The organism is Streptomyces sp. NPDC051555 (assembly GCF_044454405.1).
Taxonomy (GTDB): Bacteria; Actinomycetota; Actinomycetes; order Streptomycetales; family Streptomycetaceae; genus Streptomyces.
The window spans coordinates 142,023-162,494 of record NZ_JBITDP010000017.1; the positions used below are offsets into that span (position 1 = coordinate 142,023).

The window sequence follows — 20,472 nt, forward strand, 5'->3', positions numbered from 1 at the left end:
GGTGACTGCCTGCTGCCGGCCGGTCTGCTCCGATGGACCACACCGGACGTAACGTGGGTCACAGGGTCAGTAGCCGTGCCGGTCGGCGTGGCGCGCTGCCTGGTCGAGCATGCGGAGCGGCGCCCGGCCGTCGCGCTGCCCGTCGTTCCAGCCGCTGACGGTCGCGGCGTCGGGGAACTCCTGCTGGACGAGCCGGAGCAGCACCTCCTCGGCCCGGTCCTGGTGTCCGCTGCCTCCGCCTGCTGCTCGGATGGCGCCGAGGAGGCAGACGGCCCCGTCCTCGTTGGCGAGCCAGCGCTGGCACCATCCGCGGTCGGCCATCAGTTGGTGGGCCGCGCGCAGGACTTCGGCGACCGAGGCGGGCGGTCGTGGGGCGGGGTCGAGCAGCGGGCCGGTCAGGATCTCGGGGATCTCGATGCCGGCGGTCCGGACGTCGTACTCGACTCCGGCGGCGCCGAGGCGCTCGTCCATGGCCAGGCCCGACAGGGCCATCCGCTCTTCGAGGGTGGGGACTTTGGCGGGCGGGCGCCGGATCAGGGTGGCGCTCACCGGAATCCCCACTTGCGGCGGCCGGCCTTGCGGTCCTCGCCGTACTGGTCCGCGGCCTCGCCGGACAGCTTCTCCATGTAGGCGATCTCGTCACGGTCCAGGCGTCGTGTCTCGTTCTCCCAGCCGCGGGGCATGCCGTAGCCCTCGTCGCGGCAGTCCGGCTCGGGGCTGGCCAGGTCGCGGAGGCCCGGGGGCGGGTTCTCGAAGACCTGCTTGTACTGCTGGATGAAGCCCTTCGCGGAGATGTTCGAGCCCATCTCCCAGCCGCCGAGGATGGGGTGGCGGCCGGTGCACTTGTGGGCGCTGTACGTGTTGCGGTCGAACTGCCCGGGCATGTCGGCGTGCACGTTGATCACGTAGACGGTCTTGCCCTTGCCGAGCCACTGCTCGAAGTCGCGGATGCCTCGCGTTGTGTTGCTGAAGACCTTGCCCATGACAACTCCTTCGGTGGTGGGTTTGTGGTGGAATGTCCTGCTGCTCGGCGTGCGGTGCCGCTGCTCCGTTGCAGGTCAGGGGCTGCTCGCGGTCTGCTCGGCCCCTGCTCGGAAGGTGGTGCGAGCAGTCGGCGAGCAGGGGTCGATCGGGCTCTGACCTGCGGTGGAGCAGGCCGAGCAGAGCCCGATCAGGGGTACGATCTGCGCATATCAGGCGCCGGTGAGGGTGTCCCGCTTGTAGCCGCGGGGGTTCTGCAGGCCGTCGATCGCGCCGATCGGCGTCGGGTCGGGGATGCCCGCGGCGCGCAGCTTGGCCTTCAGCTCGTCGACCGTCAGGCGCATCGCCGTGGCGAGGGTCTCGGTCCGCATCCGGTCGACCTGCCGTTCATCCATCACCGCGAGCGCCTCCGGCACGAAGGCCCTGGCTTCCGCGACCTTCCTTGCTTGCTCACCGCGTGCGGCAGCATCGCCGGTCAGGGTTCCGGCGTCGATGCGGAGCTGCCGGCCGCGTTCGCAGATCTTGGCGAAGTCGGGCAGGTCGATGACGTCGCCGCGCATTGTGCGGTAGCCGTCCTCGGCGCCCTCGTCGAGGACGAAGATCCCCTTGGAGCTTTCGAGCAGGGCGTGGGGGGTGGCGCCGGACTTAACGGCTTCCTCGCCGAGGACCATCTCGGAGCTGGTGCGGGTCTTGGTGCGGAACGAGGCCCGCTTGATGCACACGTCACGCAGCTCGGTCGGGACGCTGCCCGCGTCGGGCCGCTGGGTGATGTAGACGCCCATGCCGAGGACGTAGCGGGAGGCACGGTTGAACCGGGCGAAGAGATCGACGAGCGGCGTCTTGGCGGACACCAGTCGCGGGTTTTCCGACTCGTCGTCGGGCATGGCCATCTTGGTGATCGAGGCCCCGTCGAGGACCTCCTGCAGCTCTTCGACAAGGAGAAGGACCGGGCCCATGCCACCCTTGGCCTTCGCGATCTCGGGGGTGATCTTCCCCTCAGGGACCTTGTGCGGCTCCTCCTCGAACAGACGGTCCAGCTCCGTACCGCGCGCCTGCATGTCCCCAATCGTCGAGGTCATCAGGGCGAAGATCTCCCGGATGGTGTCCGGGTCGGAGCCGGAGATGTAGCGGTGCGCGACCTGCTTCAGGGGCGCCCAGTCGGGCCCGGTCTTCCCAGTGATGACGATGATCCGCATGGTCGGATCCAGCGCCGCCGCAGCGGCGATGAGGCGGGCCAGGTAGGACTTGCCGTAGTCCTGCAGACCGCCGATAAGCATCGACGACCAGATCAGCCGCAGGATCTGCCGGGCCTGGCGGGCGTCAGTGCCGAGCGGGACCCCGTCGCGCCAGAAGTCCCAGCTCTGCGCGTTGATCAGCTCGCTGTACACCTTGGGGCCAGCGAACGGGGTGGGGCTGTCAGCGACCCACAGGCTTGCCATGCCTTCGTGTCCGGTCTCGGACGAGTCGGGCTTGAACTCGACCTGAAGGCCCTTCTTGCGCAGGGCGCTGGCCAGTTCGCCAGCCTTGGATGTGGCTTCAATAGCCTTCATGCCTTCGGGAAGTTCGATCGTGGCCGCCCAGCCGGGGCCTTCGGGGCGGATGCCGCCGAGGATCCCGGTCTCGGCACGCTGGGATGCACTGATGATCCCTGCCTTGACCAGGGCGAACAGAAGCGCTTCTTCGCCGGCGGAGCCGGATGCTGCCGTGATCTGAGGCAGTACGGCGGGGGGCTGCTGCGTGACTTCGATGGCTGCGATCTGGTCAACTGCCCCGTACCGCAGACCGATCAGGTAGGCGCCGAGGGCGGCGGCGAGGTCGACGGTCAGGCCGCCGGTGGCGGTGCCAACAGCGAGGCCGGTCCCGCCTGCGAGGGTCCAGGCGCTGGTGGCGCCGACGTGGATGAGCCGGTGCCAGCGGTACTCGGCGCGCAGTTCTCGAATGCGCTGCTTGAGTTCGGCCTGCTGTCCGACGGGCGCTTCACGGAGTGCTTGCCGCGCCGTCCTGATCATGTGGGGGTAGTCGTCGCCATGCCGGTCGGCCCAGCGGCGGGCGAGAGCGCCCCAGCCGCGGGCGGACCGCGGCAGGTACGCGCGGTTCTCGACGACATGGTCCTTGGCGGCGCTCAGCCAGGTCGGCTGGGCCTTCTCGACGGCCGCGGTCTTGTCGACGACGACGCCCTCGATCGGGGCCGCCGCGGGGGGCGGGACGACGGTCAGGTGTGGGTGCTGCGCGGCGGTGCTCATCGCTGGTCTCCTCTCGGGTCAGTGGTGGTGGCCGTTGACAGCGGCGATCCGGGTCCGTGCCTCGTGCGAGTGCTGGAGCTTCGCCACGTCGTGGAACGGCAGGGCGTCGCCCTTGGTCCGGCGGTGCACGGGAGGCTTGCCGCGGACACCCTTTGGAGCCTTCACCTCGGCGCGTTCCGGGAGGGGGGATAGATCGGTAACGAGCTGCGGCTTCTCGGCGCTCGCGGGGGCCCTGTGGAGGACTTCCAGGAGGCGGCCGCGAACACTGACCGGTGACCCGTTCGCGGCGTCCAGGGCGGCGGCGTAGGCCTTCCGGGAAGCGTGGCGTTCTGCATGCGTCGCCGGCTCCAGGCCAAGCTCCAGGGTCCCCTTCTTGATCTCCCAGGCGAGTGCGAAGGCTTCCTCGAAGAGGAGTTCGCCGAACGGCCGGGCGGACACCAGACGGTTGGCGAGCGCGGCGACGTCCTTGTGGTCCTTGCGCCGCTTCTTCTCGTGGCGAGCCCGAGCCTTCTCCTTGGCCCGGGCCGGGTTGGCGGCGGCTGCGGTAAGCGTGCGAACCCACTGGCGGATCTCGAAGACAACCGGCCCGGCCATCGTGACCGCGGCGAGGCCGGTCCCGACCGTCTGCGCTTCGTCAGCAGTGAGGCCGTGGCTCTGGAGGCTGAGCCCGTAGGTGAAGTTGATGTATCCGGCGAATCCGGCGGCGCAAAGGGTCAGCGCCCGAAGGAGCCAGCGCACCCAGGGGGCGAGCTTCTTCTCGTCGGCGTAAGCGACTCCCGCTGCCATGACCCAGGCGAGACCCTCGATGGCGGGGCCGATCGGGAAGAGCATCCAGTAGAGGCTGACGAAGTGGATGATCTGTGCGGGCAGGGAGGCGGCGGCGGAGAAGGCGACGAGGATGAGCGTCCCCTTGCCGTACACGTTGGCGGGGGTCAGGTCGCGCTGGCGCTTGGCGGCGCGAGCGGCTTTGCGGGCGGCGTGATCGCGGCGGGCCTGGGCCTTCTCAGCTCGCGCTTCCTCGTGGTCGCGGCGTCGTTCGTCGCGGCGCAGCTTGGCCTCGTGCTCCTTGTTCTCGCGGGCGGTGCGGGCTTCGGCGGCCTTGTCCGCGCGGCGCTCTTCGTGCCAGCTGCTCACGGTCGTGATCCTTTCGGGTGGTGTGGGGGTTAGGCGGTGGGGCGGTGCTGTGTCGGGACGCTGCGGAGGGTGCGGCCCCAGATCCGGTGGCCGTCCGAGGCGGTCTCGAGGGCGACGGCGGCTCCGACGGCCAGAACGACGATCACGCGAGAGCCGGCCGTCCAGTCGAGGCCGAAGAGCGACAAGATCCCGACGAAGACCAGGAGCGTGCGGGCCTTGGTCACCGCAGCGACGACGGTGCTCATGACCACACCCAGGGCTCTCCGGACTGCCAGGCGCGATATCCGGCCGCTGACCAAGCGCGGATGGTGACCGCCCAGTCGTGGGGCATCTTCGGGTGCTGCGAGGCGCGCGAGAAGGCGTAGGCGATCTCGCCTGCCTCATCCGGGTTGATCAGGAAATCGGCAGGGAGGCGGCCGGTGAAGAGATGCCGCACCTTGCCCCAGTCCCGGCCAGTCATCACATTGGCGAGCTGCTTGCCCATCTGATCGTGTGACGTGTACGAGAGGCGTTCCTGACCCCACTGGTTGGAGCCGTGGGAGATGTTGATCCCCATGTCAGGCCTCCGTTCCGTCGATGAGGCGGACATTGACGTCGAGGTCGCGGGGGTCGTTCTCGGCGAGTGCGATCCGCCGGTTCAGGTCGTGTTCGTCGTAGACGGCGATGCTGTCCGTCGGGGCGCCGGTGATGATGTTGACCTTCTGGCCGGTACGGCTGGTCGCGGTGAAGATCCAGGGCATGACGAAGCTCCTCACGAGGCAGGGGTGGGGTGGTGCTGGCCGGATTTCCAGGCCCCACGTGCGCGACGTGGAGCGTGGGCTACCTGCCAGCCGACGGCCAGAAGACGGTTACCGCGTCAGCCGGTACCAGCTGCTGGCTTGGCCGCGGGATGCACGGCAGTTCGGGTTCGGGCAGATTCGCGGATGTTCGGCTTCACGGACTTCCTCCGAGCAGCACTCGCAGGTCCACAGGCTCTCGGGGTTCTCGTTCTTGGACTTCACGTGGGTTCCCTCCCTGGGCCGGACTACCGTCAGTTGTGGTTGCAGTCGGTGCGGGTGCAGGCGGTGTTGCATCGGGCGCGAAGCCCACCGAGAGCGGCGGTGGCGATGGCGTCTCCGACACGACCGCCCTTCTCGCCGCCGATCTTCTTGCCTGCGTCGTGCAGAGCTCCGGCGGCCGTGTCGAGCTTGGCTGCGATCTTCTTGCCGAACATGCGGTTCCCTCCCTGGGCCGGGGCTGTCCCGGGCTCCCCTCACCGCCCGCACCTGTCGGACGGATCGGGCAACCGGTCAGCGGATCTCGCGGGCGAGGCGCTCCAGGGCTGCGGCCTCGCGCTCGTCCTTGCCGATGCCCCGGTTGGTCTTCCAGGCCCGGGTGAGGGTGAGCTTCTCGATGCCGTAGTTGTTGCGTAGGCCCTTCATGGCCAGCTCTCGCGATCCTGGCCGGCCGAACTGGACGGCGTGGACGAGCTCGTGCACCACTGTCTCGTCGAGCCAGCGCTGGGGCTGTGATGCGAGGGCGCCCGCATTGATGACGATGAGCGTTCCGCCGCCGTCGAGCACAGTGATGCCGAGGTAGTCGACAGCCGGTTCACGGAGGGCGGGTCCATGACCGACGCTGAGGGTCCGCTGGGCTGCCTGGCGCACGACCTCGGGGCAGTGCTTTTGGGCAGCGACGACGATTCGTGTGGGCGTCAGCCGCTCCCGCATCTTCTGTTGGACGAGGTAGGCGGCCTGGTCGGCGGTCCCCTGGACTCGCTCCAGGAGCGGCGTGAACCGGCGGTGTAACTGGTAGCTGGCGACGTCCATCACGCGGCCTCGGGATAGTGCTGCCGGAACTCGACGACCTGGATGCGTGCCTCGAGGAGCGCGGTTACCGGGTCGATGGTGTCGGCCTGCGCCTCACGTTCGGCGAGGGCGAGGTCGTACTCGTCCGGCGTCTTGATCAGAGTGAAGATCGGCATGGCGGTGGTCCTTCCGGTGGTCAGGCGGGTCGGATGGTGAGTTCGTGCGGGTAGTGAGCGCTCTGGAAGCCGTCGTCGTCCTCGATGTAGACGAAGCCGTGAGCGAGGCGGTAGACGGTGCCGGCGTCGCCCTGGCGGTGCTCGAAGCCCTCCTGCGGGCTGGTCACCTCGACGTAGTCGCCGATCCTGATGGGCATGACGGTGCTCCTCGTGGTCAGGCGGTGGGGCGGGGCATGGCCCGGCAGGTTTCGGCGTGGGACTGGGCTGCCGGACGGGACCTGTCCGCCAGGTACCGGGTCATGTCTTCGCGGCTCGCCTCGTAGTACTCGTTGCCGCCGCAGGTCTCCGCCGTCGTGCCGCAACCGGAGCAGGTGATCCGGCCGGACATGTCGAGGAGGCCGGGCTGCACCTCGTAGGTCTGGGGGTGCAGGCTCGGGACGGCATCGACCGTGATGTCCACGGCGAGTGCGGGATCGGCGAGCGCGGCCCCCGCGGCGGTCAGGTAGCGGGCGATGACGCCCTCGGGCCAGGTTTCGGGCATGACGGTGCTCCTCGCTGGTCGTGCCAGGGGTGGGGTGGGGTCTAGCTGCGGTGCGTGTGCGGCTGGGCGCCGGTCGCGGACCCGAGCTGGTCCCGCTGCGCGCCAGCGGACTCGGCACGCTGGGACTGGGCCTGCCGGTAGTCGTCGGCGCAGGTCTGGGCGTCCGCGGGCCGGTCGACGATGGAGTGCTGCTGCTCGGCCATCACTCCGCCTCCGTCAGCTCGTCGATGACACGGAGGACGTGCGCGAGAACGATCTCCAGGCGGCCGATGGTGCGGCACAAGTCGCCCTCGGTTGCGGCGCCGAGGTCCAGCCCGTGCGAGGCAGCGAGCGCCTCACGGCCGTTCTCGACGAACGCCTGCTGGCCCGGCGTCAGGCTGACGGCCATCACGGCCTCCCAACCGGCTGCTCGGCGTTCGCCGCGGCCGTCTCGAACGCGAGTCGGGCGGCCAGCTGGTAGGCGGGGAGGCTACGGCGGGACGGGTTCGCCGGGTCGGCGAGGATCTCCACGACCCGGGTCGCGAGGCCCTCGGCACGGTGCTCCTCGGTGATCGCGAGGGCGGGCGCGGGTGTGGTGGGGTTCGACATCACGCGTCACCCCGTGCCGTGCGAGCCATCTCGCGGATCTGCGGCGCGAAGGCCTCGAGGTTGTCGGCGAACTCGTCGGCCTGGTCGGGCGTCATGTAGGCGCCCTCGCCGCCGTCGTCCACCGTGATGAACGCCCGCTGCCGCTCCGGCTCGGAGGCGAAGGGGTCGATCCCCAGTCGGGCGAACAGGACCAGCTCGGGGTCCTTGCCGATGCGGGGAGCGTTCAGGTCGGCGTAGTTGCTGGCATGCCAGAGGTCTACGAGGAAGCCCTCGGCGTGCTCCACGTGATCGACGGTGCACCAGGACGGGCATTCCACGAAAATCTGCTGGCCGCTGACCATGGCCGGGACGATGCGGGTCACAAGGCCACCGCCAGCTCACTCGCAGGGATGCCCCGGTCGTCGAGGTATTGCATGAACGCGACTCGGCTGACGCGGATGGTTCCGCGGCCGGAGCCGACACGGTAGGAGGGGAGCCGGCCGGACCGGATTTCACGGTAGATCGTGGTCGGCTCGACTCGGAGGGCTGTGGCGATGGACCTGACCACCAAGGGGCCGCCATCGGATGCCTGCTGTGGGGCAGACACGGTAAGCTCGTGCTGCATCTCTGAGACCCAATCTCTGATGCGCAGGCCCTGACGGGCTCGGTGTTGGTAGCACCGAGATCTCCCCGTCGGGGCCTTTGCTGTTGAGGCGTGGCTGAACTTGCCGGGTTCGCTGTTCCTGCCGACAACGAAAGGTTATGACGAATAGCCGAAGCTGCGCAAGTGCGTGAGCGTGTCGTCACGCAACCAGTTGTAGATGGCCAGCTCAGTGCCGTGGTTCACTGGTTGTGACAAATAGGCGGAAGGGGCAAAGTGGCACACCAGGGCAAGCCGGCTTACCAGCAGATCGCCGACGACCTGAGACAGCAGATCTTCGATGGCGAGCTTCAGGCTGGGGATCAGCTGCCCACCGAGGTTGACCTCATGGCGGAGTACGGCGTCTCCAGGATCGTGGTCCGCGCGGCAGTGGAAGCGCTGCAGAACGAGGGCCTCGTGATCAAGCAGCGGCGTAAGGGCACTTTCGTGCGCGAACAGCGGCCTCCGCAGAAGCGCATCTCCGGTGACCTGTACGGCAAGAGGGCCGTCGGGTCTCCAGTGAAGGCGGCGGCGGAGGCGAACGGCCGCCGCGGCGAATGGGAGTCGACGGCGCGCCGAACCACGGCAACCAAGGCCGTGGCGGAACGTCTCGCCATCGAGCCGGGCGACGAGGTCATGCGAACCGCCTACAAGTTCTTCGCCGATAGCGATGTGATCAAGCTATCCATCTCGTATGAGCCGCTTGCTTTGACGCGCGGCACGCCCGTGGAGCATCCAGAGGGTGGCCCGGTGTCGGGCGTTGTGCCGCGCTTCGACCTCATCGGCCTGCACATTACGAAGGTTGTCGAGGAAGTCACTGCACGCGCGCCCCGCCCCCAGGAAGCCGAGAGCCTCAAGCTCCCGCCAGGCGTGCCGGTCATCGTCGTGGCTCGCACGTACTACGTAGACGAGCTGCCTGTCGAGACGTGCGACATCATCGTGGCAGCCCATCAGTACGCCCTCTCGTACACCATCCCGATCCCGCCAGCCGAAGCTGTCGGGTAGAGCCGCAACGCAAAGAAGGGCCCGACCGCAGGATGCGGTCGGGCCCTTCTCGTACCACTACAGCAAGCCGCGCTGCTTAAGCTCCCCAATGACCCCGTCCCTCATGGCGCGAATCTCGGCTGCCGAGAGGTCGGAATTCTTGACGGCCATGATCATTACGGCATCGCCAATATCCTCCTCCCTGATCAACCGCACGGGTTCGACGAGGGGCGCTTGCCCGACTGCAGGAGCCGGGTCCCCGCCGGCGCGAATCGCAGCGCACGAGCCGGGTGCCCACTCCAGGGCCGCGTCGATCTTTGCGTAACTGGTGTCGCGGATCGGCTGCCCTTCCTCGACGCGATGACACGTTCCCTTCGAGATGCCCGCCCGCTCCGCCAAGCCGGCGCGGCTGAGCCCAAGCTCCAGTCGGCGAGCTCGGACCTGCGTGGCTAGCCGGTCATGGTCACGATCGTTGGCATGAGTCATGCGAACAGTATGCCAACTTGGCCTCGGTTGAATCAACTAAGGCGATCTAGTTGGGCGGAGTTGTAGCGAAAGTGCCGATGTTGCCACTACCGTGAAACGCGGCGGGCCCACCCCGAACCGCCAAGAACCGGGTGGGCCCATCGATCCATCCACTGTGTCCACAGACCGGAGAGACCATGACCATCGTCGCACCTTCCGCGCCGGAGCGCGGCCAAGGGTTTCAGGCGTTCAACTTTGAGGGCGCTGAAATCCGTACAGTCCTTGTCGACGGAGAGCTGTGGTGGGTAGCCCGCGACGTCTGCGCCGTTCTCGGGGTAGCCCAGACCGGCCGCGCCGTAGAAGGGCTCGACGAGGATGAGGTGAGTACTACTCACGTCACCGACTTGGTGGGTCGCCAGCAGGAGACGTTCATCGTCAACGAGCCGGGCCTCTACTCCCTGATCCTCCGGTCCCGGAAGCCTCAGGCGAAGACGTTCAAGCGCTGGATCACTCACGAGGTGATCCCGACGATCCGCCGGACCGGCTCGTACATGGCAACCCCTCCCGCCATTCCGTCTCCCCGCGACCTGGCGCTGCTGGTCCTGGCCGAGGCGGACCGCGCGGACGCGGCGGAAGCGAAGGTCGCCGAGCTGGAGCCCGCGGCGAAGGCCTGGGATGTCCTCGCGTCGGTCGAGGGCGACTACTCCCTCCGGGACGCGGCCCACATCCTGAACCGGGACCCGAACATCAGCACGGGCCAGCAGCGCCTCATGCGGTCGGTCCGGGAGCTGGGGATGATCGACCGGAACGGGGTGCCCTACGCCAAGAACGCCGCCCACCTGAGGGAGCGGATCCAGACGTACCGGCACCCTCGCACCGGCGAAGCGACCCTCGCAAAGCCGCAGATCAGGGTGACGACGCAGGGACTGAAGTACCTGCACGGGAAGCTGGGCGGGGCCATGCCGCTCCGGCTTGACGAGGAGCAGCTGCCTCAGACCGGATAGCCCCGGACGCAAGTGAGCCCCGCCCACCTCCCGGTGAGCGGGGCTTCGTTATGCCGCGGACCTCTCCGCCATGGGCAGCTGCAGCACTTCGGCGTGCCCGTACTGGGCTTCGCATCCGGGGCACCGTGCTCCGGGCGTGTCGAGGGTGACGCGGAGGACGGTGCCGCAGGGGCAGGTGACGGGGATCCGGCGGGGCGGCCGGTCGCCGCCGATGATCGCGTCGCATTCGGCACGGACCCGCCTTACGTCATCCGCGAGTTCGAAGACTGCCTCGTGGGCGTCGCAGAACCACGGGACCTGGGCGCGGAGGAAGGCGACGGCCCCGTCGACGGTCTGCTGGACGTCGCCGCGGAAGGGTGCCGGGTCCCAGGCGAGGTCTTCGCGCGCAACCCGTTCCCAGGTGGTGACGACGCCCTCTATGCCGCCGCGGGATCGGAGATCCAGTACTCGCTCGTTGACGGGCAGGGGCGCGGTGCGGCTGCCGGTCCGGCCGCCATCGCCGTGGCTTCCGGGGGCGAGGTGTTCCTCGAGCTGGCGGTACAGCTGGGGCAGGGCGGAGAGGTTGTCGTCCAGGCGGTCGCGGCAGCCTTCGTGGACGCGGACGGTGGACGGGTTCCGGCAGATGGCGCAGGCGCTGATGGCGTTCACGGCGATCTCCTGTGCGGGCGGTACGGGGCGGGTCAGGCGGTGTCGACGCGGATCCCCGTCGGCGGCGGGAAGATCTGCAGCGCGTAGTCGATCCGGTCGCAGGTGACGGTGACGGCGTCACTCCAGGCGGATGGCAGGTTCTCGGCCTCGTAGTCGGCTACTTCGGCGCGGCGTTCGGCTACGGCTGCGCGAACCCGGTCGATCTGGCCGCGCAACTCGGTGAGGTCCTTCGGCTGGTCCCCGCGGAGCACGCCGAGGAGTTCGGTCTGCTGCTCCGGGTCGGAGTTCTGGCGGGCCCAGGTGCGGGCGGCGTCGATGCGGGCCTGGAAGCGGGCCGCGTGCTGTCCCGCCGCGTCGTGATCGCGCCGCACGTACTCGACTGCATCCCGAAAGGCGGCGGCCATGCTGCTGTGTGCGATGCGGGCCTCAGCAATGTTGGCCTTGGCGGCGCACTCTTCGTGCTGGTCGGCGTCGGCGAGGAGCTTTTCCAGCACGGGCCGTTCGGCGCTCACAGGTACCTCCGGGGTGGGGTGATCGTGCTGATGTGGACGTCGTCTCCGCCGGGTATCCACCGCCGCCTCCCGCCCGCGGCCCGTCCGGCTTCGGGTTCGACCCGCCGTTCACGGAGGCGGCGGAGGCTTTCCGCGGCGGCGGTACGGGGTCGGGGTGGGGGGTCGGCGGTGTCGCAGGGCTCGATGTCCCAGCCGGGCAGGAACAGTTCGAGCTGACCGGTCACGGCGCGGCCTTGAGGGCGGCGATCCGGTCGCGGTTGCTGTGTGGGGGTTCGGCGCTCTGCTGCCACCAGCGGCCAGCGTCCTGGTCCCAGTGCTTCCACTCGGGGTGGGGTCCGGCGAGGAGGGTGCACGTCCAGCCGTTCTGCTGGTCGGCGCAGGCGAGGGGCTCGGGGGCGGTCACGGCTGGCTCCCGTCGGGCTGAGTGCTGCGGATCGCGTCGGCGATGGCGAGGAGGCTGGATGCGATGGCGAGGTTCGAGCGGGCGGCGAGTACGCCAGCGGCGATATCGCCGGGGATGCGCCCGCTGCCGGTGATCACGTTGAGGGCTTGGTTGATGTCGTTGATCTCGCTGAGGGTGTGCTCGTAGGGCGTGCGCGCAGTCGGCATGTCGGGCCTTTCGGGAGTCGGTTCGGGGTGGCGGGCTTCCGTGGGGCCTCTGAGCGCCTCACAGAAGCCCGTACTCATCAGGGGGCGTTCGCGGGCTCTTAGGGCGTCAGACGGCCTCCTGTGGCGTTCTGGCGCCATCCAGGGCCGCTGCTGGCGGTATCAACCCCCGCTTCCGGGCCACCCGCACCGCTGCGGCCCGGCGTTCACCGCGCTCCATCCACGCGACGTCGAGCCGCTTGTACGCCTCCGACAGCCGGGCCGCGACGTGCTCCCGCCGGATCCCCACCCGGGCGGCCACGACGGCGAGCGGGGCCCCGTCGGCAGCGGCCTCGAGGACGGCGGCCTGCCGACGGGTCAGCGGCATCCGCGGCGGGCCGCTCACGATCCGGCCTGGTTCTGGGCGCGGCGCAGTGCGACGAGTTCGCCGCAGATGGCGTCGTACCGGCTGCGGGCGGCGGCGAGCGCCTTCCGCGCGTCCTCGGCGTCGGCTTCGAGTCGGCGGCGCCGGGCTTCGTACTCGGCGGTGGTGAGGGCCATCAGGTTCTCCTCGTCTGGGATCCTGGCCGGGGCCCGCCCTCGGTTGCATCGAGGGCGGGTCCTCCGGTTGCGGTGCGGGCGGTTGCCGGTGCGGCCGTGCGGGTCAGTCCTCGGGTGCGTCGTGGTCCTCGTCGCCGACGAGTGGGTAGCCAGCAGTGCGGAGCCGGTCGGCGAGGTCGTTGCAGTCGAGGCCGCCGACGTCGTTGGACTCGATGACGTAGTCGGTGACGATCTGCATGACGGGGGCTGCGGCTTCCCAGGCGTGGTTGTTGAGGAGCTTGTTGGCCTCGTAGCGGTTCAGTCCGGCCTCGTAGAGGGCGTTGTAGGCGGTGGCGCGGGCGGGCCGGTCGGTCATCAGCTGGCCTTTCGGTTCGGTTGGCGGATTGCCGGTGTGCGGGAGAGTGCGGCAAGCAGGTCGGCCTGGTGCCGGGCGGCGGACTTGCTGCTGGTGCGGGGTACGTACCGGGGCCGCTCGGGGCGCGGGCCGCCGAAGGTGCCGTCGGGCCACTCCTCGGCGAGGACTCGGTCGAGGGCGGTCACCGGTCGGCCTCGGTTGCTTCGTGCGCTTCCAGCGGCTTGGCGCACCGGTCGCATCGGATGTGATCGCCGACGTGGCTGGTGCACTTCGCGGCGGCGGCCAAGGCCTCGCCCGTGGCGAACGCGGCGGTGAAGCAGCGGGCGCAGTGCCGGTCTCCACAGGGCTGGCCGCTGCTGTGGGCGTTGGCGATGCGTTCCAATTCGGCTCGGATTGCCGGGTCCTTGACGATGCCGTCGGCGATCCAAAAGGCCAGCTTCCAGGTGTCGACGCTGAGGTTGATCTGCTGCGCGAGGAGGTGCTTGAGGCGATCGTCGATGGGCGGGTAAGCGCTCACGCGGCGTCCTCCTGGGCTTCGGTGTACCGCTGGGCGTGGACGGGGCTGCTGTCGGGCCGCTGGACGCCGTCGTCGTGGCAGGGGATGCCGGGCTCGACTTGGCAGGTGGGGCAGACGGCGGTGGCGGTGGCGTGGGCGGCGAGGCGGGCGGGGCAGGGGTCGAGGCGGACGGTGCGGGCCCGGCCGGAGCGGGTGGTGCAGCGGGTGTCGACCGCGGCGGCGCAGTGGGGGCAGCGGACCGCGAGCGCGGCATGACGGGGCGGGCGGCCGGTGCGGAGGACGGCGGGCATCGGCGCGGAACGGGGCTGGGTCATGCGGACTCCTCGTCAAGATCGGTAAGCTGTTCGAGGGCGATGCGGGAGGCTTCCTTGCCGCGGGCTTCTCCGGCGGCGTCGTGGCCGGCAGGGAGGGGCTGGCCGGTGGCGAGGGCGACCCGGATGGGGTGCGGTTCCTTCATGGGCTCGCCGAGCGGGTAGCGCTCGCTCGAGCCGGGCTTCTTGCAGGGCCTGCCGCGGGCGGCTTTGCAGCGGGGGCAGATGATCCCGAGCGGGCCGGGTCGGCGGACGGCGGACAGCTGGTTCGGGATGGGCTTGGGGATCTCGCCCGTGATGCCGGCGAGGAGTGCCTTCATGGGGCGGGGCTTCAGCTCAAGACCGTCAGCAGCTCGGTAGCGCTGGGCTCGGAGAGCAGCGATGTACGCCACCGGGTCGTCGGGGTCGGCGTCGGGGACTTCGGCGGGGAGGCCGGGGCCCTGGAAGTCGGAGGCGGCCTCGGCGCGGACGTCGACGATCTCGGCGATGATCTCGGCCGGGCTGATGAACGGCTGCCGACGGGCCAGCCGGATCACGGCGCGCCGCGCTTCGTCGGCGTCGATGTCGGCGAGGACGTCTCCCCAGGCATCTGAGGTGAACTCGTCGAACTTCTGCTGGGGGCAGATCGCTTTGACGTAGCGGGTGAGGGTGACGGCTTCGATGGGGTTCATGAGCTCTCCTGCTGCATGCGTGCTTGGGCGCGGGCCATGGCTCGGTCGAACTGGGCGTCGGTGTCTTGTTGCTGGCGTCCTACGGGGCTGGCGATGCCGCGGGCGGCGGGGAGGTAGGCGACGCCGTCTACGGGTTCGCGCTCCGGCTCGAGGCCTTCCCAGTCGCCGATCCAGGCGCTGGCTCTGCTGGGTGCTCCGCGGTAGCGGGCGTTGCCGACGGCCATGGCGACCATGGCGGGGATGCCGACGCGTTCTCGGACTTGGCGGACTCGTTCGATCTGGGAGGCCTGGAGGTTCCAGCTGACGCCGTTGATGCCTGCTTGGGAGATGGCCTGCTTCAGGTCGGCGAGGGTGTCGTAGGCGAGCGGGTTGGGGGTGGTGCCGCTAGCTGCTGCCCCCCTACTTCCGAAGGAAGTAGGGGGTACTGGCGTGGTAGTGGCATGGGGGGTCGCACGGGGTTCAGCGGACGTGCGCTGTGACAGACCCTCTTGACCTGCGGTGGAGTCCTCAAAGTGGGGTTCATTTCGCGCGCGATCTGAACTCATTTGAGAAGAAGTTGCATACTGAATGTTGTTCTGTTTCGGCTCAGAATCGTTCGCGTTTCGCGCTGCACGGCTCTTCGCGGCCCGGTCCGCGGCCCCCTTCTTGTTCGCCTCGTGCTGGGCCTTGGTGATGTTCCGGCCGCCCTCGAAGTAGTCGTGGATCATGTAGCCGTCGGTGGGCTGCGGGCACCGCTTGCAGTCGTGGCCGGCGTCGTGCCAGAGGCCTGCCTCGAGGAGCTTCCGAACCTGGGCGGGGGTTCCACCGAACGGCTTCACGACGGACTTGGGGATGAAGCCCTCGAGGAGGTGCTGTGCCGAGTAGGAGCCGCACCTCAGCCAGAGACCGAGGGCAGCGTTCCCAGCCCGCATGAACTTCGGGTGGGAGTGCGCCGAGTCGTCGATCTTGAACCAGGGCATCGAATGCTTCTCTCTGGCAGGGCGTGCGGGTGGGAGTGAGAGGGCCCGTTAGACCCGATCGCGCTTGCGGCTGTTGCAGGAGCGGCACAGGGTCTGGAGGTTCTCGACCGTGTCCGGTCCGCCCAGCGACCACGGGTAGATGTGGTCGAGGGTGAGGTTTTCGTTGCTGTGACAGGCCTGGCAGGCGTGGCCATCACGGTTGAGGACCACCGCGCGGACGCTGTCGGGGATGGCTGCTCGATTAACCTGGCCGCCGCGAAGGGCGATTTTGGCGGCACGCTGTGCGTCCTTCTGCCGCTTGATCTCTGCGAGTTCAGCGTCGTCAGCGCGTCGTCCGGGGGTCAGAAGCTGCAGGACGTTGCCGTCGTAGTGCGAGTGATCGGTGACCACACGGGCGAAGTCGTGCCCGACAAGGTGACCCACCGCCGAGCGGAGCTCGTGCTCAGTGAATTCCAGGCGCCAGGCGAGCCGCGGGTAGTCCAAGGGGCATTCGGCGCCGCCTCCAGAGGCACTGATGTAGGTGATCAGGGCCTTGGCGATACCGGAGCCGAACTGGGTCTTGCTGCACCAGACGGTGTCTTCGTATCCGCCGATGAACAAGGGCATCGCTCCTCCTCTCCTCGAGCCCCGCGTTCACCGCGGGGCTTTGTCGTGTGCGGGTGGTGGTGGGCTAGGCCGCGGCGGCGGCGCCGAGGAGTGCCGCGGCGAGCGGCGGGGGGCAGGCGTTTCCGACCTGCTGCGGGATGTCGGAGCCCATCCACGGCCAGGTGGGCGGAAAGCCCTGGAGGACCCCGGCTTCGGCGTGGCTGAACCGCTCGAGCTCGGTGCCGTCGTCGGCGACGATCCGGTTGCGGCTGACCTTCCCGGTGACGGTTGCCGCAGGTTCGTCGTGCCGCCGGCGGCCGCGGTTGCGGGGGTCTCCGCCGGTGCCGTAGTTGGAGATCACCGACCACGGTCCGCGGCGGTGCGGGAGGACGTCGGCCATGGACAGCCACGGCAGCAGGTTCGGGTCGCCTTCGTCCTGGTGGACGCCCTTGCGGTACGGGCGGTGGGTGGGCGCGGGAAGGGCGACGGGCTGCTGCCAGCGGGCGACGAGGACGGCCCGGCGGCGGGTCTGGGGTACGCCGTACTGCTCGGTGCGCAGGATGCCGGTGGCGACGCTGTACTCCAGCTGCCGGAGGGCGTCGGCGTAGGCCTCCCAGATCGGCAGCACGGCAGGGACCTGCTCGAGGGCGATGCCCTGGTACGGGTGGCCGGCCTCGGTGGCCTCCAGGATGAAGCGGAGCGGCTCGAGGACCAGGCCAGTCCGATCGTCGCTGAACGCGCCAGCGGTGATGAACTCGGCAGCCATCATTCGCTTGATCCCGTCGAGGACTGCCGCCATCTCCAGCCGTCCCATGCCGGTGCCGGTCGCCGAGAACGTCTGGCAGGGCGGCCCCGCGGTGAGAATCTCGGCGTCGGGGAAGTCGGTGGCGTGCTGGTGGCGGACGTCGGCCTGGATGGTGGGCCAACCGGCGATCCGGCGGGTCGTGCAGGCGGAGGGGTCCCATTCGATGCCGACGCTGGTGCGGCCGATGAGGTGGCCGCCCCAGGTGAAGCCGCCTGCGCCGGCGAAGAGTTCGAGGTCCATCAGGCGGCCCTCCGCATGTCGTCGCGGGCGAGGGCTTCGTCGACCTCGCCGAAGGTCAGGCCGAGCCGGGCGGCGGCTTCGGTCCGCGGGACGCCGGCGACGGTGACCATCCACACGGCTTCCTCGGCACGGAGTTCGGGCCTCGTCTTGCCGTACTCGGGGGTGAAGTGCGGGTCGTCGATGGCGCCGGGGAACTTGTCCCAGTAGGAGGTCGGGGGCCAGCGCAGAGTTGAGGCCCTGGCCCGGGCTCGCGTGGCCGATTTCTTGCTTACGCCTGCCCGTTCGGGCCGCGTCGTCCGCAACTGCTCATAAACCTCTCGGGCGGCCTCAGCGGTGGCCCGCAGCACTCGGCGCTGGGTCAGCAGGTCGGGCATGTACCTGGGCTGGACGCCGATTCGGATGCCGAGCGTCTCCATCGGCCAGCCCTGCGCGGAGAGGGCTTGGAGGCGTCGGTGGGTACCCGTGGCATCGATCTTGGCGGCCAGGTTCGGGTCGGGCTGGATGGCCAGGATCTTTGCTGCGATCTCGGCTGTGGTTCCGCGCTTGCGTCCCTTCATGCCCTGGCGGCGGAGGAAGCCGTCCACCGTGCGGCGGGGCAGGTCTGCGAGTTCGGTAACCCTGTGGGAGGTGATGCCGACCGCGGCCAGCGTGAGCAGGTGCTGGCGGACAGGTTCGGCGTCGAGGAATGGCTGCCAGGTGCCTGCGACCTGAGCGGCGTACCTCTTCCGGTTGTAGGCGCGGAGGGCTTCGCAGCAGTCCACACACTTGCAGCCGTGGTGCTTGCGGCGGGAGATCGTTCCGTGATCGGGAAGGCTGCGGGTCACTGGTCTTCCTCCGTCCGGCGGGTCTGGTGGGGGATGCCGTACTCGGCCGCGACGATCTTGTTGAAGTCGGCGCGGTTGCGGGCGACGCGGCGGGCTTCGGCGTCACGGCGGACGCGGTTCTCGCGGCGGCGGTGGGCCGACCACAGGGCGGCGAGGATGAAGTCGCAGATCAGCCAGGTGGCGAGGCCCCACAACAGCCAGCTCATGCCGCCTTGCCCTTCGGTGCGAGGCGTGAGGCCTTCCGCTCGGCCAGCCAGGCCCATCCAGCGCCGGTCAGCAAGTACGTCTTGACCGGCTTGCCGTGCGCCTTCTCGTTGATCGACGTGACTTCGCCGACGCAGATGAGGAGCTGCGGGCGGCGGGTGACCAGGCCGCGGAAGTACAGGCCGGCGGCCTTGCGCCCCATGTCGGGCAGCACCGCGCGGAGGTCGTTCATGCTGAATGGGCGGCCGTCGCCGGCTATCGCCTCGATGGCTTGGTCGAACACTCGGGCGTCCCACTGCGAGACGTTGGCGAACATCGTTGCGAGGAGAGCGTTGGCCTGGTCGCGGGCCTGCTCCGGGGTGAGGGTCATGGCGTGAGTCCTCTCGCGTGTGCTGTCCTGGGGTGGGCGGCCCCGATTCCCGCGGGGCCGCCCGGGTTCTGCGTCGCCTAGAGCGGCGGCGGTGTCGCGGGCGCGCCCGCCAGCTGGGCAAGGAGCGCCATCACGGCGGGGTTCGCCAGCACTTCGGGCGGCAGCGCGGCGGCTGCGGGCGCGGCGGTCGGGGTCGCGACGGTCGCGGAGACCGGGGGCTGCTTGATCGGCTCCGGCGCTATCAGCTCGGCGTTGGCGGCCGTGACGTAGCGGGCGGTGTACTGCTTCGGCGGGTGCTTCTTCGGGTTCTTCTGCTCGCCGTCCGCCGTGTACGTGACAGTGAGGTGCCCGCCCTCTTCCATCCCGTCGGCCTTGACCGCCTTCAGTGCGGCCTGGACCGCGGTCTTCATCTGGCCCTTGATGAACAGGCGCCGGACGCCGTCGTCGTCGCGGATCTCCGGGTCGCGCTCCCCGGTGGCCAGGGTGGCGACGATCTGCCAGCGGGGCTTGCCGTCGGCCCAGTACAGGGGTTCGTCGGTGTCGTAGTCGCGCTGCTGCTCGACGGTCGGCTTGCCGACGATGCGGCCCGCGTTCTCGTAACCGAGGACGGGGAACTTGGCTGAGGGGGGACCGCCGCCACCCATGAGGAGGTCGTCGGCGCTCGGCGGCTGCGGGGGTGTGGTCACGGGGTCGGCTCCTTGGCGATGAGGGCTTCGAAGGAAGCGCCGGGGTTGGGGTCGGGCTTGCCGGGGCAGCCCTGCGACAGGTCGTTGCTGCCGGGCTTGAGCCATGGGCACCAGATGCACGTCGGCTCGTCTGCGATCGGGACCGAGGCCCAGTGGCTAGGGTTCGCGAGCAGATCCAGGGCGGCGGCCTGTTCGCGGATCCGGTCCAGCCGGGCCAGCGCATCGACCGCGACCTGCCGGTCGTAGGGCTCGGACCAGACGTGGACCTGCAGTTCGTGGTACCGGCCGATGAACGTGATGGCGACCCGGGCGGGCCGGCGTCCGGCGTTCTCCTGGCCCAGCCCGTAGAGGTGGCCCTGGATGCGGTACTTGGGTCCCGGCCCGTGGCGTCGGTAGCGCTCCAGCGAGCTGATTCCGACGAGCTTCCAGTCGTTGTTCAGTGCGGCGGCCCGGTCGAACAGGTCGGCGGTGCCCTCCATGCCGTCCCGGACGGTGACGCGCTCTTCGATCAGGTAGCGGGGGCCGCCGTCAGGCAGACTCGCCTGCCGGTTCTCGAAGGCCTGAGCCATCCACATGTGGAACCCGGTCCCGATGATCGCGGCGATCGGGTCCCGCTCGGAGTTGGTCTCCGGGACGCCGAGGATCTTGTAGGTGAGCTGGCGCTCGCACGGCTCACCGGCCTCGCTGGGGCCGATCGAACGCTGCAGGGAGCGAGCCGAGTTCCGGTCCGCGTCCACGATGAACTGGGCGATCTGCTCGGCGAGGATCTCGCCGTACTCGTCGCTGCCGGTCGTGATCACAGCAGGTTCCCCGCGATTCGCTGGAGCTGGTCCATGCCGTCCTCGTCGTACTTGGCGAGCCGGACAGCGGCGACCTCGGCCGGGTAGACGGTTGCGAGCTTGGCCGTGTTGCCCTCATCGGCGTAGGCGAGCAGCTCGAGGAGCTTCTGTGTGTAAGTGCCGGGGCGGTAGCCGCCTTCTCGGCCGAACGTCCAGATGACGTGGCGAGCGGTCTCGGCGGGGATGGAGGGTGTCTCGAGACTCATGTGGTCCTCACGAGGGTGTGCGGGGCCGCGGGCGGGCGGTGGTCGCCCGTCCGGGGCTGTGGTTGGTGCGCC

At 69.5% G+C, this 20,472-nt stretch carries 40 protein-coding genes; 2 read left to right on the forward strand and 38 right to left on the reverse strand.

The window, feature by feature from the left end:
• Window positions 1-66: 66 nt before the first annotated feature.
• The 17 genes from ACIBEA_RS29900 to ACIBEA_RS29980 form a co-directional block, all read right to left on the reverse strand.
• On the reverse strand, window positions 67-549 hold the full coding sequence (locus ACIBEA_RS29900) for a hypothetical protein (protein ID WP_399266162.1): 483 nt from the start codon (window positions 547-549) through the stop codon (window positions 67-69).
• The gene (locus ACIBEA_RS29905; RefSeq protein WP_399266164.1) at window positions 546-983 is read right to left on the reverse strand and encodes a hypothetical protein; all 438 of its coding nucleotides are present in this window, start codon (window positions 981-983) and stop codon (window positions 546-548) included. Before ACIBEA_RS29905 ends, ACIBEA_RS29900 begins: the two co-directional genes overlap by 4 nt.
• A gap of 210 nt (window positions 984-1,193) precedes the next feature.
• Window positions 1,194-3,224 (reverse strand): hypothetical protein, encoded by a 2,031-nt coding sequence (locus ACIBEA_RS29910; RefSeq protein WP_399266166.1) that lies wholly within the window; start codon window positions 3,222-3,224, stop codon window positions 1,194-1,196.
• An 18-nt stretch (window positions 3,225-3,242) separates the two neighbouring features.
• The gene (locus tag ACIBEA_RS29915; RefSeq protein ID WP_399266168.1) at window positions 3,243-4,358 is read right to left on the reverse strand and encodes a hypothetical protein; all 1,116 of its coding nucleotides are present in this window, start codon (window positions 4,356-4,358) and stop codon (window positions 3,243-3,245) included.
• Window positions 4,359-4,387: 29 nt separating this feature from the next.
• Complete coding sequence (locus ACIBEA_RS29920) at window positions 4,388-4,603, reverse strand: hypothetical protein (protein ID WP_399266170.1); 216 nt, start codon at window positions 4,601-4,603, stop codon at window positions 4,388-4,390.
• Window positions 4,600-4,914, reverse strand: coding sequence for a hypothetical protein (locus tag ACIBEA_RS29925; RefSeq protein ID WP_399266172.1), 315 nt, complete (start codon window positions 4,912-4,914; stop codon window positions 4,600-4,602). Before ACIBEA_RS29925 ends, ACIBEA_RS29920 begins: the two co-directional genes overlap by 4 nt.
• Before the next feature lies 1 nt (window position 4,915).
• Window positions 4,916-5,098 (reverse strand): hypothetical protein, encoded by a 183-nt coding sequence (locus ACIBEA_RS29930; RefSeq protein ID WP_399266174.1) that lies wholly within the window; start codon window positions 5,096-5,098, stop codon window positions 4,916-4,918.
• A gap of 290 nt (window positions 5,099-5,388) precedes the next feature.
• Window positions 5,389-5,571 carry a hypothetical protein gene (locus ACIBEA_RS29935; protein ID WP_399266176.1) on the reverse strand — a complete coding sequence of 61 codons (183 nt, stop codon included), beginning with the start codon at window positions 5,569-5,571 and terminating at the stop codon, window positions 5,389-5,391.
• Window positions 5,572-5,647: 76 nt separating this feature from the next.
• The gene (locus ACIBEA_RS29940) at window positions 5,648-6,166 is read right to left on the reverse strand and encodes a hypothetical protein (protein ID WP_399266178.1); all 519 of its coding nucleotides are present in this window, start codon (window positions 6,164-6,166) and stop codon (window positions 5,648-5,650) included.
• Window positions 6,166-6,321, reverse strand: coding sequence for a hypothetical protein (locus ACIBEA_RS29945; RefSeq protein WP_399266180.1), 156 nt, complete (start codon window positions 6,319-6,321; stop codon window positions 6,166-6,168). Before ACIBEA_RS29945 ends, ACIBEA_RS29940 begins: the two co-directional genes overlap by 1 nt.
• A 20-nt stretch (window positions 6,322-6,341) precedes the next feature.
• On the reverse strand, window positions 6,342-6,518 hold the full coding sequence (locus ACIBEA_RS29950) for a hypothetical protein (protein ID WP_399266182.1): 177 nt from the start codon (window positions 6,516-6,518) through the stop codon (window positions 6,342-6,344).
• Window positions 6,519-6,535: 17 nt separating this feature from the next.
• Window positions 6,536-6,862 carry a hypothetical protein gene (locus ACIBEA_RS29955; protein WP_399266183.1) on the reverse strand — a complete coding sequence of 109 codons (327 nt, stop codon included), beginning with the start codon at window positions 6,860-6,862 and terminating at the stop codon, window positions 6,536-6,538.
• Window positions 6,863-6,903: 41 nt separating this feature from the next.
• Complete coding sequence (locus tag ACIBEA_RS29960; RefSeq protein ID WP_399266185.1) at window positions 6,904-7,065, reverse strand: hypothetical protein; 162 nt, start codon at window positions 7,063-7,065, stop codon at window positions 6,904-6,906.
• Window positions 7,065-7,250: a hypothetical protein gene (locus ACIBEA_RS29965; RefSeq protein ID WP_399266187.1), complete on the reverse strand. Its 186-nt coding sequence runs from the start codon at window positions 7,248-7,250 to the stop codon at window positions 7,065-7,067. The genes ACIBEA_RS29960 and ACIBEA_RS29965 overlap by 1 nt, the downstream gene beginning before the upstream one ends.
• The gene (locus tag ACIBEA_RS29970) at window positions 7,250-7,450 is read right to left on the reverse strand and encodes a hypothetical protein (RefSeq protein WP_399266189.1); all 201 of its coding nucleotides are present in this window, start codon (window positions 7,448-7,450) and stop codon (window positions 7,250-7,252) included. The genes ACIBEA_RS29965 and ACIBEA_RS29970 overlap by 1 nt, the downstream gene beginning before the upstream one ends.
• Window positions 7,450-7,812: a DUF6907 domain-containing protein gene (locus ACIBEA_RS29975; RefSeq protein ID WP_399266191.1), complete on the reverse strand. Its 363-nt coding sequence runs from the start codon at window positions 7,810-7,812 to the stop codon at window positions 7,450-7,452. Before ACIBEA_RS29975 ends, ACIBEA_RS29970 begins: the two co-directional genes overlap by 1 nt.
• Window positions 7,809-8,054 (reverse strand): helix-turn-helix domain-containing protein, encoded by a 246-nt coding sequence (locus ACIBEA_RS29980; RefSeq protein ID WP_399266192.1) that lies wholly within the window; start codon window positions 8,052-8,054, stop codon window positions 7,809-7,811. The genes ACIBEA_RS29975 and ACIBEA_RS29980 overlap by 4 nt, the downstream gene beginning before the upstream one ends.
• A 252-nt stretch (window positions 8,055-8,306) precedes the next feature.
• Between ACIBEA_RS29980 and ACIBEA_RS29985 the strand changes: the two genes are divergently transcribed.
• Window positions 8,307-9,074 carry a GntR family transcriptional regulator gene (locus ACIBEA_RS29985; RefSeq protein ID WP_399266194.1) on the forward strand — a complete coding sequence of 256 codons (768 nt, stop codon included), beginning with the start codon at window positions 8,307-8,309 and terminating at the stop codon, window positions 9,072-9,074.
• Between the two features lie 57 nt (window positions 9,075-9,131).
• Here ACIBEA_RS29985 and ACIBEA_RS29990 read toward each other — a convergent pair whose 3' ends face one another.
• Window positions 9,132-9,539 (reverse strand): helix-turn-helix domain-containing protein, encoded by a 408-nt coding sequence (locus ACIBEA_RS29990; protein WP_399266196.1) that lies wholly within the window; start codon window positions 9,537-9,539, stop codon window positions 9,132-9,134.
• Window positions 9,540-9,715: 176 nt separating this feature from the next.
• Between ACIBEA_RS29990 and ACIBEA_RS29995 the strand changes: the two genes are divergently transcribed.
• Window positions 9,716-10,522 (forward strand): phage antirepressor, encoded by an 807-nt coding sequence (locus tag ACIBEA_RS29995; protein ID WP_399266198.1) that lies wholly within the window; start codon window positions 9,716-9,718, stop codon window positions 10,520-10,522.
• A 48-nt stretch (window positions 10,523-10,570) separates the two neighbouring features.
• On the opposite strand, the gene ACIBEA_RS30000 is transcribed toward ACIBEA_RS29995, so the two are convergent.
• The 20 genes from ACIBEA_RS30000 to ACIBEA_RS30095 all read right to left on the reverse strand — a co-directional run bounded on the left by ACIBEA_RS30000 (window position 10,571) and on the right by ACIBEA_RS30095 (window position 20,400).
• On the reverse strand, window positions 10,571-11,170 hold the full coding sequence (locus ACIBEA_RS30000; RefSeq protein WP_399266200.1) for a hypothetical protein: 600 nt from the start codon (window positions 11,168-11,170) through the stop codon (window positions 10,571-10,573).
• A gap of 32 nt (window positions 11,171-11,202) precedes the next feature.
• Window positions 11,203-11,682, reverse strand: coding sequence for a hypothetical protein (locus ACIBEA_RS30005; protein ID WP_399266202.1), 480 nt, complete (start codon window positions 11,680-11,682; stop codon window positions 11,203-11,205).
• 220 nt (window positions 11,683-11,902) lie between these two features.
• Window positions 11,903-12,085 carry a hypothetical protein gene (locus ACIBEA_RS30010; RefSeq protein WP_399266204.1) on the reverse strand — a complete coding sequence of 61 codons (183 nt, stop codon included), beginning with the start codon at window positions 12,083-12,085 and terminating at the stop codon, window positions 11,903-11,905.
• The gene (locus ACIBEA_RS30015) at window positions 12,082-12,291 is read right to left on the reverse strand and encodes a hypothetical protein (RefSeq protein ID WP_399266206.1); all 210 of its coding nucleotides are present in this window, start codon (window positions 12,289-12,291) and stop codon (window positions 12,082-12,084) included. Before ACIBEA_RS30015 ends, ACIBEA_RS30010 begins: the two co-directional genes overlap by 4 nt.
• A gap of 106 nt (window positions 12,292-12,397) precedes the next feature.
• Window positions 12,398-12,673, reverse strand: coding sequence for a hypothetical protein (locus ACIBEA_RS30020; RefSeq protein WP_399266208.1), 276 nt, complete (start codon window positions 12,671-12,673; stop codon window positions 12,398-12,400).
• Window positions 12,670-12,828, reverse strand: a complete 159-nt coding sequence (locus ACIBEA_RS30025; protein WP_399266210.1) for a hypothetical protein — start codon at window positions 12,826-12,828, stop codon at window positions 12,670-12,672. The genes ACIBEA_RS30020 and ACIBEA_RS30025 overlap by 4 nt, the downstream gene beginning before the upstream one ends.
• Window positions 12,829-12,931: 103 nt before the next feature.
• The gene (locus ACIBEA_RS30030; protein WP_399266212.1) at window positions 12,932-13,183 is read right to left on the reverse strand and encodes a hypothetical protein; all 252 of its coding nucleotides are present in this window, start codon (window positions 13,181-13,183) and stop codon (window positions 12,932-12,934) included.
• Window positions 13,183-13,368, reverse strand: a complete 186-nt coding sequence (locus ACIBEA_RS30035; protein ID WP_399266214.1) for a hypothetical protein — start codon at window positions 13,366-13,368, stop codon at window positions 13,183-13,185. Before ACIBEA_RS30035 ends, ACIBEA_RS30030 begins: the two co-directional genes overlap by 1 nt.
• Window positions 13,365-13,700: a hypothetical protein gene (locus ACIBEA_RS30040; protein ID WP_399266216.1), complete on the reverse strand. Its 336-nt coding sequence runs from the start codon at window positions 13,698-13,700 to the stop codon at window positions 13,365-13,367. Before ACIBEA_RS30040 ends, ACIBEA_RS30035 begins: the two co-directional genes overlap by 4 nt.
• A complete protein-coding gene (locus tag ACIBEA_RS30045) occupies window positions 13,697-14,014 on the reverse strand; it encodes a hypothetical protein (RefSeq protein ID WP_399266218.1) in 318 nt (105 codons plus the stop codon). The genes ACIBEA_RS30040 and ACIBEA_RS30045 overlap by 4 nt, the downstream gene beginning before the upstream one ends.
• The gene (locus ACIBEA_RS30050; protein WP_399266220.1) at window positions 14,011-14,682 is read right to left on the reverse strand and encodes a hypothetical protein; all 672 of its coding nucleotides are present in this window, start codon (window positions 14,680-14,682) and stop codon (window positions 14,011-14,013) included. Before ACIBEA_RS30050 ends, ACIBEA_RS30045 begins: the two co-directional genes overlap by 4 nt.
• On the reverse strand, window positions 14,679-15,641 hold the full coding sequence (locus ACIBEA_RS30055) for a hypothetical protein (protein WP_399266222.1): 963 nt from the start codon (window positions 15,639-15,641) through the stop codon (window positions 14,679-14,681). The genes ACIBEA_RS30050 and ACIBEA_RS30055 overlap by 4 nt, the downstream gene beginning before the upstream one ends.
• A 48-nt stretch (window positions 15,642-15,689) precedes the next feature.
• Window positions 15,690-16,247 carry an HNH endonuclease gene (locus ACIBEA_RS30060; protein WP_399266224.1) on the reverse strand — a complete coding sequence of 186 codons (558 nt, stop codon included), beginning with the start codon at window positions 16,245-16,247 and terminating at the stop codon, window positions 15,690-15,692.
• Window positions 16,248-16,311: 64 nt separating this feature from the next.
• On the reverse strand, window positions 16,312-17,271 hold the full coding sequence (locus ACIBEA_RS30065; RefSeq protein ID WP_399266226.1) for a DNA cytosine methyltransferase: 960 nt from the start codon (window positions 17,269-17,271) through the stop codon (window positions 16,312-16,314).
• Entirely contained in the window at window positions 17,271-18,095 is an 825-nt protein-coding gene (locus tag ACIBEA_RS30070; protein ID WP_399266228.1) for a hypothetical protein, read from the reverse strand. Before ACIBEA_RS30070 ends, ACIBEA_RS30065 begins: the two co-directional genes overlap by 1 nt.
• Window positions 18,092-18,301, reverse strand: a complete 210-nt coding sequence (locus ACIBEA_RS30075; RefSeq protein ID WP_399266230.1) for a hypothetical protein — start codon at window positions 18,299-18,301, stop codon at window positions 18,092-18,094. The genes ACIBEA_RS30070 and ACIBEA_RS30075 overlap by 4 nt, the downstream gene beginning before the upstream one ends.
• The gene (locus tag ACIBEA_RS30080; RefSeq protein ID WP_399266232.1) at window positions 18,298-18,669 is read right to left on the reverse strand and encodes a hypothetical protein; all 372 of its coding nucleotides are present in this window, start codon (window positions 18,667-18,669) and stop codon (window positions 18,298-18,300) included. Before ACIBEA_RS30080 ends, ACIBEA_RS30075 begins: the two co-directional genes overlap by 4 nt.
• A 77-nt stretch (window positions 18,670-18,746) precedes the next feature.
• Window positions 18,747-19,355: a hypothetical protein gene (locus ACIBEA_RS30085; RefSeq protein WP_399266234.1), complete on the reverse strand. Its 609-nt coding sequence runs from the start codon at window positions 19,353-19,355 to the stop codon at window positions 18,747-18,749.
• Entirely contained in the window at window positions 19,352-20,155 is an 804-nt protein-coding gene (locus ACIBEA_RS30090) for a hypothetical protein (RefSeq protein WP_399266236.1), read from the reverse strand. The genes ACIBEA_RS30085 and ACIBEA_RS30090 overlap by 4 nt, the downstream gene beginning before the upstream one ends.
• Complete coding sequence (locus ACIBEA_RS30095; RefSeq protein WP_399266237.1) at window positions 20,152-20,400, reverse strand: hypothetical protein; 249 nt, start codon at window positions 20,398-20,400, stop codon at window positions 20,152-20,154. The genes ACIBEA_RS30090 and ACIBEA_RS30095 overlap by 4 nt, the downstream gene beginning before the upstream one ends.
• Window positions 20,401-20,472 lie beyond the last annotated feature (72 nt).